Origin of the sequence: Janthinobacterium breve, from assembly GCF_051380895.1 — a bacterium.
Classification (GTDB): domain Bacteria; phylum Pseudomonadota; class Gammaproteobacteria; order Burkholderiales; family Burkholderiaceae_D; genus Janthinobacterium.
Genome location: NZ_JBNYXY010000013.1, coordinates 210,690 through 225,950, shown reverse-complemented (window position 1 = coordinate 225,950; position 15,261 = coordinate 210,690). Strand labels below are relative to the sequence as shown.

Sequence of the window (15,261 nt, the reverse complement as noted above, 5' to 3'; positions counted from 1 at the left end):
GTTACAACGCCCGCGCAATCAAAATCTTCTGAATATCGCTGGTCCCCTCGTAAATCTGGCACACGCGCACGTCGCGGTAGATGCGTTCGACGGGGAAATCGGACACATAACCATAGCCGCCGTGCACCTGGATGGCGTCCGAGCACACTTTTTCCGCCATTTCCGACGCAAACAGCTTGGCCATGGCCGCTTCCTTCAGGCACGGCAGGCCCGCATCCTTCATGGCTGCCGCGTGGCGTATCAGCTGGCGCGCCGCTTCGATCTGCGTGGCCATGTCGGCCAGGCGGAATTGCACGGCCTGGTGTTCATAGATGGGTTTACCGAAACTTTCGCGTTCGCGCGCATAGCTCAGGGCCGCTTCGTACGCGGCGCGCGCCATGCCCACGGCTTGCGAAGCGATGCCGATGCGTCCGCCTTCCAGGCCGGACAGGGCGATCTTGTAGCCTTGTCCTTCTTCGCCAATCAGATTTTCCGCCGGAATGCGGCAGTTCTCGAACAGGATTTGCGCCGTGTCCGACGAATGCTGGCCCATCTTCTGCTCCAGTCCCGCCACGATGTAGCCCGGGGTGTTCGTCGGCACCCAGAAGGCGCTGATGCCGCGCTTGCCGGCCGCCTTGTCGGTGACGGCCATGACGATGGCCACGTCCGCATACTTGCCGCTGGTAATGAATTGTTTCGTGCCGTTGATGACGTATTCATTGCCGTCGCGCGTGGCCGTGGTGCGCAGGGCGGACGCATCGCTGCCCGTGTGCGGTTCCGTCAGGCAAAATGCCCCCAGCATGGCGCCTTGCGCCAGCGGACGCAGCCACTGTTCTTTCTGTGCATCGTTGGCGTACATCATGCCGATGCTGCACACGGGGCAGTTATTCACGGAAATGATGGTCGAGGTGCCGCCATCGCCGGCGGCGATTTCTTCCAGCACCAGGGCCAGCGACACGTAGTCGAGGCCGGCGCCACCGAGCGCTTCCGGCACGGCCACGCCAAAGGCGCCCAGCGCGGCCAGTTCCTGCAATTCTTCCTTGGGGAAATGATGTTCCTTGTCCCAGCGGGCCGCATTGGGCGCCAGGCGCTCGCGCGAAAAACTGCGCAGCGCTTCCTGGATCATTGTCTGTTCTTCATTGAGTATCATGGGACGTCGTCTCGTTTGTTTTTATGGTGGATGCGGGAACTACCAGGCGATGGGCTTGCCATCGTAGTTGCGGAACACGGCCTTGTCCGTGGCCGGCAGGCTGCCCAGGGTGGCGCGGATGCCGGCAGCGCTTTGCTCGGGCGAAATATCGGCGCCGGCGCCGCCCATGTCCGTGCGTACCCAGCCCGGGTGGAAGGCCACGCAGCTGACGCCTTGCGGGCCATGCACGAGGGCTGTGTCGATCAGCACGGAATTCAAGGCGGCTTTGCTGGCGCGATACAGCGAACCGCTGGGGTTGCCGCGCTCGCTCAAGGAGCCCATGTGCGAAGACAGCACGGCGAGTTTCCCTTTGGCATTGCCGACCAGCGGCGCCAACATGGGCAGCAGCCGCATGGCCGCCAGCACATTCGTGTGCATGACGGCATCGAAATCTTCTTGCGTAGGGGAGCCGTCGTGGCGGGGGCCATACACGCCCGCGTTAAGGATGGCCACGTCGAGCCTTTCATCGTCGAGTTTCCAGCCCAGGGCGGCACAGCCTTCCACATCCGTCACGTCGAGCTGGTGCGCTTCCGCTCCCAGTTGCCTGAGGGCATCGCAAGCATCGGGCGTGCGCGCCGTGGCGATCACTTTCCAGCCATCGTGACGGTATTGACGGACGATTTCGTGGCCGATGCCGCGCGAGGCGCCGATGATCAATGCGGTAGGCATGTGTTTTCTCCCTGGAATGAATGAAAGGGCGCGCGCCTGGCCATGCTGGCCGTGCGCGCCCGTGCTTCAGTGCAGCTTATGCCAGTTCGATCGCCATCGCCGTCGCTTCGCCGCCGCCGATGCACAGGGCCGCCACGCCGCGTTTGCCGCCGGTTTTCTTCAAGGCGCCCAGCAGGGTGACGATGATGCGCGCGCCCGAGGCGCCGATCGGGTGGCCCAGCGCGCACGCGCCGCCGTGGATGTTGATCTTGCTGTGCGGAATGTCAAGGTCGTGCATGGCGGCCATCGGCACGGCGGCGAACGCTTCATTGATCTCGAACAAGTCCACCTTGCTGCTGCTCCAGCCCGTTTTGGCGTACAGCTTCTTGATGGCGCCGATGGGGGCCGTGGTGAACTCGTTCGGCGCCTGCGCGTGCGTGGCGTGGCCGTGGATTGTTGCGATGACGGTGCAGCCGAGTTTTTTCGCCGTCGATTCGCGCATCAGCACCAGGGCTGCCGCGCCATCGTTGATGGACGAAGACGAGGCGGCCGTGATGGTGCCGTCCTTCTTGAACGCCGCTTTCAAGGTCGGGATTTTTTCCAGGCGGGCCTTTTGCGGGCCTTCATCGATGCTGACGATGGTGTCGCCGCTGCGGCCGGAGACGGTCACGGGCACGATTTCCCATTCGAAACTGCCATCCTTCGTGGCCGCCTGCGCGCGTTTCACCGATTCGATGGCAAACGCATCCTGCGCTTCGCGCGTGAAGCCGTACTGGCTGGCGCACTCTTCGGCAAACGTGCCCATCGAGCGGGCATTGCCCTTTTCATCGCGGGCGTAGGCGTCTTCCAGGCCATCCATCATCATGTGGTCATAGATCATGCCATGGCCGATGCGGTAGCCGCCGCGCGCCTTCGGCACCAGGTAGGGGGCGTTGGTCATCGATTCCATGCCGCCCGCCACCACCACGTCGGCGCTGCCGGCGAGCAAGGTGTCATGCGCGAACATGGTCGTCTGCATGGCCGAGCCGCACATTTTCGACAGCGTCACGGCGCCCGTGGAGTCCGGCAAGCCAGCCTTGCGCAAGGCTTGGCGCGCGGGCGCCTGGCCCTGGCCGGCCATCAGGCAATTGCCGAAAAACACGTGCTCGACGGCATCCGTCGCCACGCCGGCCCGTTCGACGGCGGCGCGGATGGCCACGGCGCCCAGGTCGCTGGCGGTGACGTTGGCAAAGTCGCCCTGGAAGGCGCCCATGGGGGTGCGCGCGGCACCGACGATTACGACTGGATCATTCATGTTGGATCTCCGGTTGGGGGTGGGAAGGTGCTTGCTTACAAAAACGCAGATGCTGCGGATACGGGAAGACGTCCTCGATATGGCCGTCTTCGATGCGCTGCTTGCGCGCCTGCCAGTATTGCGCTGTCAGCAGGTCGGCATGGTGCTGCATGAAATAGTGGCGGATGCGGGGATTGCCCAGCAGGAAAGTGCCAAATTGTTCGGGAAACACATCGTGCTTGCCGATGGGATACCACGGTTCGGCCGACATTTCCTCCTCCTCCGTACGCGCCTGGGGGATGACGCGGAACTGGCAATCAGTGATGTACTCGATTTCATCGTAATCGTAAAAAACGACACGTTGATGACGGGTCACGCCAAAGTTTTTATACAGCATGTCGCCGGGGAAAATATTCGCCGCGACCAGCTCCTTGATAGCGTTGCCGTACTCGACGATGGCGTGTTCGACCAGATCATCGCGGCCTTCCTTTTCGGCATTGCTCAGCCACATGTTCAGCGGCACCATGCGCCGCTCGATGTACAGGTGGCGGATGATGATCTGCTCCTGGTCTTCTTCGATCAGCGAGGGGGCGAACTGCTTCAGCTCGGCCAGCAGTTCTGCGGCAAAACGGGCGCGGGGAAAGGCCACGTTGGAATACTCAAGCGTGTCGGCCATGCGGCCCACGCGGTCGTGGTGCTTCACCAGCAAATACTTTTGCTGGACTTGCGCGCGCGTGGTTTCCTTGGGCGGCGGGAAAAAATCCTTGATGACCTTGAAGACATAGGGAAACGACGGCAGGGCAAACACCAGCATCACCAGGCCACGGATGCCGGGCGCGCTTTCAAAGTGGTCCGACGAGTGTTTCAGATGCTGCAGGTAGTCGCGGTAAAACAGCGTCTTGCCCTGTTTTTGCAGGCCCAAGATCGTATAGATTTCGCTGCGCGGTTTGCGCGGCAGCAAGCTGCGCAGGAATTGCACGTAAGCTGACGGCACTTCCATATCGACCAGAAAATAGGCGCGCGTAAATGAAAACAGCACGGCAATCTGTTGCTGCTCGAACAGCACCGTGTCGAGCACCAGCTTGCCATGACGGTTGTGCAGGATGGGCACGACAAACGGGTATTCGCGGTTGCCGTTGATGCCTTTGCCGACCAGGTAGGCGCCCTTGTTGCGGTAGAACAAACTGGTCAAGACCTGGAGCTGGTGGTTCGGCTCCAGCCGGTCGCCGCCGAACAGCTGCTGCAAACGCGCTTCCACCTGGGCCACATCACGCTCCAGGTTGGCAAATGCGCAGTCCAGCTGGAAGTTGCTCAGCATGTGCGTCAGGGTGGGGCGCAAGCCATCCTTGCCGGGGTAATACACGCGGTAGGTGGGCGCCGGGTCTTGCGTTTCGATGTATTCCGTGGAAACGACGGGACGCACGAAAATATAGTCGTTATTGAAATACGTGCGGTGCAGGATGTTGCAGCAGACGGAATTGAAGAAGGTTTCCGCCAGTTCCGGCTGCTTGTGCTCGGTCAGCATGCCGATGTAGTGCAGCTTGAGTTCGCGCCACACTTCGTCGCTCAACTCCGACTCTTCGTACTCATCTTCGAGCATCTGCACGCATTCCTGCACGCGTTTGTCATAAAAGTCGATGCGTTCGCGGGCCGCCGTCTGTGCCGCGCTCCAGGCGCCTTGCTCGAAATACTGCTTGGCGTGCTGGCTGGTGGCGCGGAACAAACGGTAATGCTTGTCAAAGCCGTCGCGGATGGTGCGCGCGATATCGAATGCAATCTGGGAGGAAAGCAATTTTGGGAAGGCAATTTGCGTCATATCTGTGCTCGCATGAATAGCTCATCACCCAGTCGATAACCGCGCGCCCGTGCTTACTTGGTTTCCGCAAACAGTTCGCGGCCTATCAGCATGCGGCGGATTTCGCTGGTTCCGGCGCCGATTTCATATAGCTTGGCATCGCGCCACAGGCGGCCGGCCGGATACTCGTTGATGTAGCCGTTGCCGCCCAGGGCCTGGATTGCTTCGCCCGCCATCCAGGTCGCCTTCTCCGCACTATACAGAATGGCACCGGCCGCATCCTTGCGCAACTGGCGCACGGCTTCCGGCGTGGTGGCGCGGTCGCAAGCCTGGCCCACGGCATACACATAGGCCTTGCACGCCATCATGGTCGAATACATATCGGCCAGTTTGCCCTGCATTAATTGAAATTCGCCGATGGCCTGGCCGAATTGCTTGCGGTCATGCACGTAAGGCACGACCAGGTCCATGCAGGCCTGCATGATGCCCAGCGGACCGCCGGACAGCACGGTGCGTTCGAAATCGAGGCCTGACATCAGCACATTGACGCCCTTGCCCAGGCCTCCGAGCACATTTTCGGCCGGCACTTCGCAATCCTGGAACACCAGTTCGCCCGTGTGCGAGCCGCGCATGCCCAGCTTGTCGAGCTTTTGCGCGATGGAAAAGCCCTTGAAATTCTTTTCGATCAGGAAAGCCGTCATGCCGCGCGCGCCTGCTTCCAGGTCGTTTTTCGCGTACACCACCAGCACGTCCGCGTCGGGGCCGTTGGTGATCCACATCTTGGTGCCGTTCAAGACCCAGCGGTCGCCCTTGAAGTCGGCGCGCAGCTTCATGCTGACGACGTCCGAGCCCGCGTTCGGTTCCGACATGGCCAGGGCGCCAATGTGCTCGCCCGTGATCAGTTTCGGAAGGTACTTCGCCTTTTGCTCGGCCGTGCCGTTGCGCTTGATCTGGTTGACGCACAGGTTCGAGTGGGCGCCGTAGGACAGGCCGACGGAGGCCGAGGCGCGCGAGATTTCTTCCATGGCGATGATGTGCGCCAAATAGCCCATGCCGGCGCCGCCGTATTCTTCGCTGACGGTGATGCCGAGCAAGCCCATGTCGCCCATCTTGCGCCACAGGTCCATGGGGAACTGGTCGGTGCGGTCGATTTCGGCCGCGCGCGGCGCGATTTCGGCGGCGGCAAATTGTTGGATTGCTACTCTTAGGGCGGCGATGTCTTCGCCGTGGTCAAAGGTCAAGCCTGGGAGATGGAGCATGTCGTCCTCGTCGTTATAGTGTGGCGGTCATGGATGCCGGGTCAGTGAAGCTATGATACTCAGTTGTGACGTTTACGTAAACGTAAAGTGAAGCGCGTAAAGCGAGCTCGCGCGGCCAAGGTCTGCCGCGTGGCCACTCAGCTTGTTGACACCTTGTCCATGTCCAAATCCGCCAGCATGCACGCGCACGCGTCTTCATGCGCGCTGATTTCCGCCAGTGCCATTTCGATATCAATGCGCTGCTGCTCCAGCGTCTGCCGGTGCTGCGCCAGCACGCCCAGGAAACGGTCCATTTGCGCGCGCGTGTCCTTCGGCGACTCGTACATGTCGACCAGGCTCTTGATCTCTGACAGCGTCAGGCCCAGGCGCTTGCCGCGCAGGGTCAGTTTGAGGCGGGTGCGGTCGCGCGGCGTGTAGACGCGGCTGCGCCCGCCGGCGCCTTCGCGCTTCGGGCTGAGCAAGCCCTGGTCTTCATAGAAACGGATGGCGCGCGCCGTGATGTCGAATTCCCGCGCCAGTTCGGTAATGGTATAGGTCGTCATTGCTGCGGGCGGTGTCGGTTGCATGGGCGATCGGTCAATAGATGGGGTGCTGCGAGGCAGGCGGGTGGCAAAGTGCCGTTTACGTCAACGTCAATACTATTGTAGCGTGCCCTGTCCGTGCTGCAACAAAGAAAAAAGAGGGTGTGGACAGGCAATTTGGCGAATAAGACAACAGTTGCTGAAAATAAATTGATTCTTCTTGCGCAAACACGATTAATATCGAGAGTTGGTGGCCAATATGACACCAAAAAGAGCTTTCCTGGCATAACGGCGACATTCTTTTCGCTGCGATGGCAGTAAAATTTTTGAGTGCAAATTCTTTCCAGTAGGCACGATCAAAAAACAACGTTTCACTATGAGGACGTTGTTTGGATTATTTCCATATTGGAAACTGAATAGCCCTTCTGAAAACTTTGTCTACAAGAAATTGTATGACATGGGCATTGCGCGTCTCGATAGAGAAGGGCATTATCCGATACCGTACGTTGTAATGCCAAACCGAGGCTTTGAATCGTGCTGCAGTGCGAAAATCAAGGCTAGCCGCGAATTTGAACCGAAGCCACACAGAATCACAAGAGAAAATTCGGCCATATTCTTACCCGAAAAGGCCGGCCGGAGTGTTAATTGTTAATTGATACTATTTTCAAATGTAACAATCTGTATGGTCATTCAAGAAACTGACTTTCATGTTACAACATGAAATAGTACACCTATGAATTCTTCTAACGAACGCGAAAGCTTCAGCCAGCGACTTCAGTTGGCTCTCAAAAACGCCCATTACTCTCCAGACAGCCCGACCAGACTGGCCCGGGAATTCAACATCCGTTTCGACGGACGCCCGATTACTGTGCATGCAGCTAGGAAATGGTTAGTAGGCGAAGCAATTCCCACGCAAGAAAAATTGCGCATGATTGCCCAATGGTTGGGCGTTCCGGCGGAATGGTTGCGTTTTGGCGGCCCGGAAAGCGCCACGCCGAATGGCGAAGCGGGCAGCGCTTTGTCGCGTTTTGAGTCCGCCGATGTGAAATTAATTGCCGATTTGCAAAGATTGGATGAACATCATCGTCAAATCGCGCGAGAATTTATTCGCATGCTGGTCAGAGTCAACTACCAAAAGTAAGCATTCAGGCCATCCCCGGCCGGCGCCGTCCGCTTTTTGCTGACGGTGCTCCTCCTGTTCTTTTATTTGCGCAGCGTCATACTGGAGACATGATTTTGCCGCACAATAAGATCTCGCATGTTGCGCTGCAGCGGAATTATTTGACAATAATCCCGCACGCAGCGGCGCAGCGGCCAATACCAGCGCATAATCACATCAGAAGTAGCCAGTTCATCCACTACGGAGCCGAGCATTTGAGCCGTCTTATGAAAAGTAACTACAGCAATACCGCGCAGCTGAAGGACTTGATGACCGTGCCCCCCATGACTGCCGCGCAACATGCGGAAGTCATGCGCAAACGGATCGCCCACCGCAGGATGGTTGAAGAAGCCAGGGATTTGAAGCAGGCCAGTGCAGTTCAGTTCGAAAAACGCTGAGTGGTGGATGCCTGAGCTAAGCTGCTGCGCGTCGCGCCTTGCGGCCGGCGATGCTCACCGTGCTAGAGCACGGTTGCGCTTCTCGGCCACAAATCACTGCCGCTCGCTACGCTTTTGTCAGGCATCGTAGCGTGCGTAGTTTGTCACGTAGTTTGTCAGTTTGTTGCTGATTGGTCTGGGATTTTCAGACCATTCCACCGCGGCGCCAGGCTGTGCTCGATGCCGAGCAGGTCGATGACGCGTGCCACCGTATGGTCGACCATCTCCGCGATGCTGTGCGGGTGGTGATAAAAGCTGGGGAGTGGCGGGAAGATGATGCCGCCCATTTCGGTCACGGCTGTCATATTGCGCAGGTGCGCCAGGTTGAACGGCGTTTCGCGTACCATCAAAATCAGGCGCCGGCGCTCCTTGAGCACCACATCGGCAGCCCGCGTAATCAAATTGTCCGACAAGCCATGCGCCACGGCCGCCAGGGTCTTCATCGAGCACGGCGCGACGACCATGCCATCCGATTGAAACGAGCCGCTGGCAATACTTGCGCCGATATCGCGCAGCTTGTGCACCACGTGCGCCTGCGCTTCGATTTCCTTGCGCCCTACGCCCGTTTCCTGGTGCAGGGTCAGTATGGCCGCGTCCGACAAGACCAGATGCGTTTCGACGCCGGGGATGGCGACGAGCAATTGCAGCAGCCGCAAGCCATACACGGCGCCCGTGGCGCCCGTGATGGCCACCACGATACGGCGCGGCCGCGCAAGCTGGCTATCAGGCATCGATCAGGGACTTCAATTCGCCCGATTCAAACATTTCATTCATGATATCGGAACCACCGATGAACTCGCCTTTGACATACAACTGCGGAATGGTGGGCCAGTTCGAGTAATCCTTGATGCCCTGGCGCACTTCCGGGTCATCCAGCACGTTGACGGTGGCGATGTTTTCCACGCCGCACGCTTTCAGGATCTGGATGGCGCGGCCGGAAAAGCCGCACTGCGGGAACTGGGCCGTGCCCTTCATGAACAGCACGACTGGCGTGCTTGTCACGGTTTCTTTGATCCAGGTTTGTACGTCGCTCATAGCTGCCTCTGATGGGTAAATAAATAGATGCCGTCATTTTATAAGAAAACGACGGCACGGGTATGCGCTCAAGTCATAAATCGGGCAAGTCAGCCACGTTGATGCTCGTTGCTACTGATAACTGCCTGCCCAGGCACACCGATTGCGCCGCGCCCACGTATTTGCCCCAGGCAACGACGGGCACATAGCCGTGTTTGGCATAAAACGCCACGGCACGGCTATTTGCCACGCGGGTGGACAGGTGCACGGCCTGGTAGCCATGCTGGCGCGCCTGCGCCTCCACATGGGCCAGCAGGGCTGCGCCAACGCCAGCGGCGCCCGGACGCGCATACATGCGCTTGAGTTCTGCCGTGGGACTGTCCGGCTCGCCCAACGGCCGCAGGGCCGCGCAACCCAGCAGGTTTCCAGCACCGTCGCGGGCCAGGTAAAAGCCGCCGCGCGGCGTTGCCGCTTCGACATCGAAGGAGGAACGGCCACTGTCGCCATTCAGGCGCAGCAGCACGTCCGACAATTCGTCGAGCAGCAACTGCGCATCCAGGCTGGCGGCGTCCACCGCCAGGATGACGATAGCTTCCACGCTGCGCCTGGCGGCTGCTTAACCGCGCAGCTTGGCGAACGCGGCGGCCATGCTGCCGGCCGGCTCGGGCGCATTGCGCGACTGCGACTGGTGCTGCGCCATGCTGCGGCGGTCGTTGCGGTCGCCCTTTTGCTCGGGCTTGCTGCCCGCTTGCGGCGCGCTGTCCGTCAGGCGCATGGTCAGCGCGATGCGCTTGCGCTTTTCATCGAATTCCAGCACTTTCACGCGCACGACCTGGCCCGCCTTCACCACCGTGTGCGGGTCTTTCACAAACGTGTTCGACAGGGCAGAGATGTGCACGAGGCCATCCTGGTGTACGCCGATATCGACAAAGGCGCCAAAGGCGGCCACGTTGGTGACGACGCCCTCGAGGATCATGTCCGGGCGCAAGTCGCGGATTTCTTCCACGCCTTCCTTGAAGGTGGCGGTGGTGAATTCCGGACGCGGGTCGCGGCCCGGCTTTTCCAGTTCCTTCAAGATGTCGGAAATGGTCGGCACGCCAAACGTTTCATCCGCGTATTTTGCCGGGCTGAGGGTTTTCAGCAGGGCGGTCTCGCCGATGACGGCCTTGATGTCCTTCTTGATGTCGGCCAAAATCTTTTCCACCAGCGGGTACGATTCCGGGTGGACGGCCGAGGCGTCCAGCGGATTCTCGCCGCCCATCACGCGCAAGAAGCCGGCTGCCTGTTCAAACGTCTTATCGCCCAGGCGCGGCACGGCTTTCAAGGCCGCGCGCGAGGTGAATGCGCCCTTCATGTCGCGGTAGCTGACGATGCTTTGCGCCACGCTGGCCGACAGGCCGGAGACGCGCGCCAGCAGCGGCGCCGACGCCGTGTTCACATCCACGCCCACGGCGTTGACGCAATCTTCCACCACGGCATCGAGCGAGCGGGCCAGCTGGCTTTGGCTCACGTCATGCTGGTACTGGCCCACGCCGATCGATTTCGGGTCAATCTTGACCAGTTCGGCCAGCGGGTCTTGCAGGCGGCGCGCAATCGACACGGCGCCGCGCAGGGACACATCCATATCCGGCAATTCCTTCGAGGCGAATTCGGACGCCGAATACACCGACGCGCCCGCTTCCGAGACGACGATCTTCGTCATCTTCGCTTCCGGGTGCAGCTTGATCAGGTCTTGCGCCAGCTTGTCGGTCTCGCGCGAAGCGGTGCCGTTGCCAATCGAAATCAAGGATACATTGTGCTTGGCGGCAAGACGGCCCAGGGTGTGCAAGGAGCCATCCCAGTCGTTCTTCGGCTGGTGCGGGTAGATCACGGCCGTGTCGACGACTTTACCGGTGGCATCGACCACGGCCACTTTCACGCCCGTGCGCAAGCCCGGATCGAGGCCCATGGTGGCGCGCTGGCCGGCCGGCGCGGCCAGCAGCAGCGCCTTCAAATTGGTGGCAAAGACGTTGATGGCGTCGAGTTCCGAGCGTTCGCGCAGCGCGCCCATCAGTTCCGTTTCCAGGTGCATGAAGCTTTTCACGCGCCAGGTCCAGCGCGCTGTGTCGGCCAGCCATTTGTCGGCCGGGCGGCCAAGGCTCTTGATGCCGAAGCGGACGGCGATGCGGCCTTCGCACGGGTTGTGCGGCGCATCCCATTTCGGTTTTTCCGCTTCCGTGTCCAGGCGCAGGGTGACGTCGAGGATGCCTTCGCGGCGGCCGCGCAGCAGGGCCAGTGCGCGGTGCGAGGGGACTGTGGAAATGGTTTCCGAGTAGTCGAAATAATCGGCGAATTTTTCGCCTTCCTCCTGCTTGCCTTCCACCACTTTCGATTCGACGATGCCGTGCTCCTGCACGTATTCGCGCAAGGTGTGCAGCAAGGTCGCATCTTCGGCGAAACGCTCCATCAGAATCTGGCGCGCGCCGTCGAGGGCCGCCTTGGTGTCAAGCACGCCCGGGTTGTTGCCGTCGGCACTAGTAAACGCGTCGCGCAGGAACTTGCCCGCTTCCATTTCCGGCGTCAGTTCCGGATTGTCCAGCAAACAGTCTGCCAGCGGCATCAAGCCCGCTTCGATGGCGATCTGCGCCTTCGTGCGGCGTTTTTGCTTGTACGGCAGATACAAATCTTCCAGGCGCGTCTTGTCTTCCGCGTGCATGACGGCATCGAGCAACCGGGGCGTCATCTTGTTCTGTTCCGTGATCGAGGCCACGATGGCGGCGCGCCGCTCTTCCAGTTCGCGCAGGTAGCGCAGGCGCTCTTCGAGCAGGCGCAGCTGGATATCGTCGAGGCCGCCGGTCGCTTCCTTGCGGTAACGGGCGATGAAGGGCACGGTGGCGCCTTCGTCGAGCAGTTCGATGGCGGCGGCAACCTGCACCGGTTTGGCGGCAAGTTCAAGGGCAAGGCGTTGTTCGATAGTGGGCAGCATGGTTGTTTCCAGAGCGATCAAGCCTGGAATGATACGCAATCGGCGCGATTGCGCAATCTTGACAGCGCAAATGGACTGTGCGTTGACAACAGTGTCAACGGGGTGGCAGCAGGGGGCTGGCGGGCGGCGGCGGTGCCGGCCTCTGCGGCGTGACGGATTTGCCAAAGGCATTGCCCATGCGGTGTTCGAGGGCGGCGCGGTTGTACAGGCCCAGCTGGTTCGACGGACGCTGCACGGTCGCTTCCGCGCCGGACAGGGTGGGCGGCGGCCGGCTCACGGTGTTGCTGTTCGGTAATAATTTTTCATTCAGGCAAGAGATGGATTGCGCGCGCTTGCCGTTCACTTCCACCTCCACGCAGCCCCTCTCCGGCGCGGCGGCCTTGACGACGACGGTGTGCTCGTCCGCCCGCGCGGGCACGGTGGCACAGGCCAACAGCAAGAGCGATAACAGGCGCGCCATGGCGGCTCCCGGAGCGGTGGAGAAGCGCTCAGCATAGCAAAGTCATATGTCGCAGTGATGACACGCCAGCCCGGTCGCTAATGAGCAATGTCATACAGTTGTCATTTTATGAAGCTACCATCTTGCCATTCTGCAGACAACATTGCAGTCAAGACACTTCATGAGCAGGCTCTCGTTGATTTCCCTGGAAAATGACACTAACCCACCGCCGCGCTGCAACAGGCAATGCCCTGTCCGCCTGCTTGCTGATGACATTGATGACATTGATGACATTCGTGCGGCCCGCTGCCAGTGCGGACGGTGTTGATGCGGCCGCGCACACGACCCTGCGCTTCGACTTGCCCGCCCAGCCGCTCGACGCGGCCCTGGTGGCGTTTGGCGAAGTGACCGGGTATTCCGTGCTGGTCAGTAGCCAGCTGGCGGCGGGGCGTGTGGCCTCGCCCGTGCGCGGCGACTACACGCCGGCCGAGGCGCTGCAGCGCTTGCTGGCCGGCACGCAACTGGGCGCGCGCTTCAGCGGCAGCAATGCATTCACCTTGCTGGCGCTGGCCGAGGCCCCCGTGGCGCCGGCGCCCATGCGGGCCGAGGCGGCGCCTGCCGCGCCGCCCATGCAAGGCTATGCGGCCATCCTGCAGCGCTCGCTCACGCGCGCCCTGTGCCGCTTGCACCCGGACGCCTTCGGCCGCTACCGCCTGGCCTTCCAGTTGTGGGTCGATGAGCGGGGCAAGGTAAGCGCCGTGCACGTACTCGAACCGAGCGGCGTGGCGCAGCGCGACCGCGCCGTGCTGCAACGCCTGCGCAGCCTGCTGATGGATGGCGCGCCACCCGTGGGCCTGCCGCAGCCGCTGACGATCCTCTTGACGCCGCGGCCCGATCCGGACGCCGATTGTGCGCCCTATCTGCACCTGGCCTGGGCGCCCTGAGCATGCCGGAATTGCTGAAAACCACCTTGCGCAAGCTGTTCCTGGAGCGCTACGGACAGTTTCGCCGCCATTTGCAGCGCCGCCTGGGTTCGGAAGACCTGGCCAATGACGCGCTGCATGAAACGTATTTGCGGGTGGAGCGGATGAACGCACCCGAGGCGATCAGCTATCCGTCCGCGTATCTGATGCGCATCGCCATCAATATTGCGGAAGATCAACGCCGCGACAATGCACGCCTGCTCAGCCTGCCCGATATCGACGATTTGTACGAGATGGCCGATGAATTGGCCGACCCGGCCCGCACCTTCAGCGCGCGCGCCGAGCTGGAAGAACTGGAACGGGCCTTGCAGGAGTTGCCGAAACGCCGGCGTGCCATCGTCATTGCCGCCCGCGTCGATCAATTGCCGCACCGCGACATCGCCGAGCGTTTCGGCATTTCCGCCCGCACGGTAGAGAAAGAATTGCGCGCCGGCCTCGAACATTGCTGCGAACGCATGGGACGCGATTTCATCCAGCGCTTCGGTCCCGGCGCGGGAAAAACGTCTAAACATCATGATTGAACAAGCGGAAGACGATATGGGTGTCATCCAGAAAGAAGCGCAGGCGTGGGTCGTGCGCCTAGCCTCGGGCCAGGTCAGCGAACGCGACGCGCAAGTGTTTCGCCACTGGTGCGCGCGCAGCCGCAAGCATGCGACGGCGTTTGCCGAGGCGCGTGCCGTGTGGGGCGCCATGGCGCCGGCGGCGCGCGCCGTCAAGCGGGCGCAGCAGCCCGTGAACACGGCGCGGCGCGCCTGGCTGGGCGGCGCCGTGGCCGCCTCGCTGGGCTTGCTGGTGCTGCGCCCGCCCACGGACCTGTGGCCAGTCGTGGCGGGCCTGGGCGCCGACTACGCCACGGGCACGGGCGAGCAGCGCGAAGTGGCGCTCGATGGCGGCGTGCTGGTGCAGATGAATACGCAGACGCGCCTCGATGCGGCGCCCCTGCAGGACGGCGCCGCGGCGCTGGTGCTGCTGGCGGGCGAGGCGGAATTCCAGGCCGGCTTGCGCGGCGCGGCGAGGGTGCGCGTGCAGGCGGGCGACGGCACGGTATCGGCCGGCAGCGCGCGTTTCAATATCCGTCTGTTTGGCCAGGAAGTGTGCGTGACGTGCCTGGCAGGCCGCCTGCGCGTGGTGCAGGCCGGCAACGATGCGGAACTGGCCGCCGGGCAGCAGCTGCGCTACCGGCCCGAGCATTTTGGCATCGCGCGCGCGGTGGCGAAGGGCGAGGTCAGCGCGTGGCGCCAGCGCCTGCTGGTATTCAAGCAAAGCACGCTGGCCGAGGTGGTGGACGAGGTGAACCGCTACCGTCCCGGCAAGCTGATCCTCAATGGCGACGCCCTGCAACACGCGCGCGTGCAAGCCAGCTTTTCGCTCGACCGCCTCGACGATGTGATCGCCCTGATCCAGGATGCGTATGGTGCGCGCGTGACGCGTTTGCCGGGCGGCATCGTGCTGTTCGGCTGAGCCCCGCCTTGGCGCGCCAAGGCTGGTCACCAATTATGACATTTTCATGACCTTTTGCAGTCCCGGACCTTGTTCCCTGTCAATGCTGCTGGAAGCCGCGATTCAGTGCCTGCCGCCCGCCCCGTGCGTGCCGCGCGCC

16 protein-coding genes are annotated in these 15,261 nt (G+C 61.5%); 5 read left to right on the top strand and 11 right to left on the bottom strand.

Features of this window, described 5'->3' with window-relative positions:
- Position 1: 1 nt before the first annotated feature.
- From ACQ4W0_RS25740 to ACQ4W0_RS25715, 6 genes are all read right to left on the bottom strand, one after another.
- Positions 2-1,129 carry an acyl-CoA dehydrogenase family protein gene (locus tag ACQ4W0_RS25740; RefSeq protein ID WP_436579329.1) on the bottom strand — a complete coding sequence of 376 codons (1,128 nt, stop codon included), beginning with the start codon at positions 1,127-1,129 and terminating at the stop codon, positions 2-4.
- Between the two features lie 39 nt (positions 1,130-1,168).
- The gene (locus ACQ4W0_RS25735; protein WP_436579328.1) at positions 1,169-1,837 is read right to left on the bottom strand and encodes an SDR family oxidoreductase; all 669 of its coding nucleotides are present in this window, start codon (positions 1,835-1,837) and stop codon (positions 1,169-1,171) included.
- Positions 1,838-1,913: 76 nt separating this feature from the next.
- Entirely contained in the window at positions 1,914-3,110 is a 1,197-nt protein-coding gene (locus ACQ4W0_RS25730) for an acetyl-CoA C-acyltransferase (RefSeq protein WP_436579327.1), read from the bottom strand.
- Positions 3,103-4,905: a bifunctional isocitrate dehydrogenase kinase/phosphatase gene (gene aceK, locus ACQ4W0_RS25725; protein ID WP_436579326.1), complete on the bottom strand. Its 1,803-nt coding sequence runs from the start codon at positions 4,903-4,905 to the stop codon at positions 3,103-3,105. The genes ACQ4W0_RS25730 and aceK overlap by 8 nt, the downstream gene beginning before the upstream one ends.
- Positions 4,906-4,958: 53 nt before the next feature.
- Entirely contained in the window at positions 4,959-6,143 is a 1,185-nt protein-coding gene (locus tag ACQ4W0_RS25720; protein ID WP_436579325.1) for an isovaleryl-CoA dehydrogenase, read from the bottom strand.
- A gap of 137 nt (positions 6,144-6,280) precedes the next feature.
- Positions 6,281-6,685, bottom strand: a complete 405-nt coding sequence (locus ACQ4W0_RS25715; RefSeq protein WP_436579341.1) for a MerR family transcriptional regulator — start codon at positions 6,683-6,685, stop codon at positions 6,281-6,283.
- 712 nt (positions 6,686-7,397) lie between these two features.
- Between ACQ4W0_RS25715 and ACQ4W0_RS25710 the strand changes: the two genes are divergently transcribed.
- Entirely contained in the window at positions 7,398-7,805 is a 408-nt protein-coding gene (locus tag ACQ4W0_RS25710) for a hypothetical protein (protein ID WP_034753756.1), read from the top strand.
- A gap of 89 nt (positions 7,806-7,894) precedes the next feature.
- The gene (locus ACQ4W0_RS25705) at positions 7,895-8,221 is read left to right on the top strand and encodes a hypothetical protein (protein ID WP_436579344.1); all 327 of its coding nucleotides are present in this window, start codon (positions 7,895-7,897) and stop codon (positions 8,219-8,221) included.
- 155 nt (positions 8,222-8,376) lie between these two features.
- Here ACQ4W0_RS25705 and ACQ4W0_RS25700 read toward each other — a convergent pair whose 3' ends face one another.
- The 5 genes from ACQ4W0_RS25700 to ACQ4W0_RS25680 form a co-directional block, all read right to left on the bottom strand.
- A complete protein-coding gene (locus ACQ4W0_RS25700) occupies positions 8,377-8,991 on the bottom strand; it encodes a UbiX family flavin prenyltransferase (RefSeq protein ID WP_436579324.1) in 615 nt (204 codons plus the stop codon).
- Entirely contained in the window at positions 8,984-9,295 is a 312-nt protein-coding gene (gene grxD / locus ACQ4W0_RS25695) for a Grx4 family monothiol glutaredoxin (RefSeq protein WP_116742780.1), read from the bottom strand. The genes ACQ4W0_RS25700 and grxD overlap by 8 nt, the downstream gene beginning before the upstream one ends.
- A gap of 73 nt (positions 9,296-9,368) precedes the next feature.
- Positions 9,369-9,872, bottom strand: a complete 504-nt coding sequence (locus ACQ4W0_RS25690; protein ID WP_436579323.1) for a GNAT family N-acetyltransferase — start codon at positions 9,870-9,872, stop codon at positions 9,369-9,371.
- 18 nt (positions 9,873-9,890) lie between these two features.
- Positions 9,891-12,239 carry a Tex family protein gene (locus ACQ4W0_RS25685; RefSeq protein WP_436579322.1) on the bottom strand — a complete coding sequence of 783 codons (2,349 nt, stop codon included), beginning with the start codon at positions 12,237-12,239 and terminating at the stop codon, positions 9,891-9,893.
- A gap of 94 nt (positions 12,240-12,333) precedes the next feature.
- A complete protein-coding gene (locus ACQ4W0_RS25680; protein WP_436579321.1) occupies positions 12,334-12,699 on the bottom strand; it encodes a hypothetical protein in 366 nt (121 codons plus the stop codon).
- A 257-nt stretch (positions 12,700-12,956) separates the two neighbouring features.
- Between ACQ4W0_RS25680 and ACQ4W0_RS25675 the strand changes: the two genes are divergently transcribed.
- Genes ACQ4W0_RS25675 through ACQ4W0_RS25665 form a run of 3 tightly spaced genes read left to right on the top strand, consistent with a single transcriptional unit; the run spans position 12,957 to position 15,122 of the window.
- Positions 12,957-13,622, top strand: a complete 666-nt coding sequence (locus tag ACQ4W0_RS25675; protein ID WP_436579320.1) for a secretin and TonB N-terminal domain-containing protein — start codon at positions 12,957-12,959, stop codon at positions 13,620-13,622.
- Entirely contained in the window at positions 13,586-14,182 is a 597-nt protein-coding gene (locus ACQ4W0_RS25670) for an RNA polymerase sigma factor (RefSeq protein ID WP_436579319.1), read from the top strand. The genes ACQ4W0_RS25675 and ACQ4W0_RS25670 overlap by 37 nt, the downstream gene beginning before the upstream one ends.
- Positions 14,175-15,122, top strand: a complete 948-nt coding sequence (locus ACQ4W0_RS25665) for a FecR family protein (RefSeq protein ID WP_436579318.1) — start codon at positions 14,175-14,177, stop codon at positions 15,120-15,122. Before ACQ4W0_RS25670 ends, ACQ4W0_RS25665 begins: the two co-directional genes overlap by 8 nt.
- Positions 15,123-15,261: the final 139 nt, after the last annotated feature.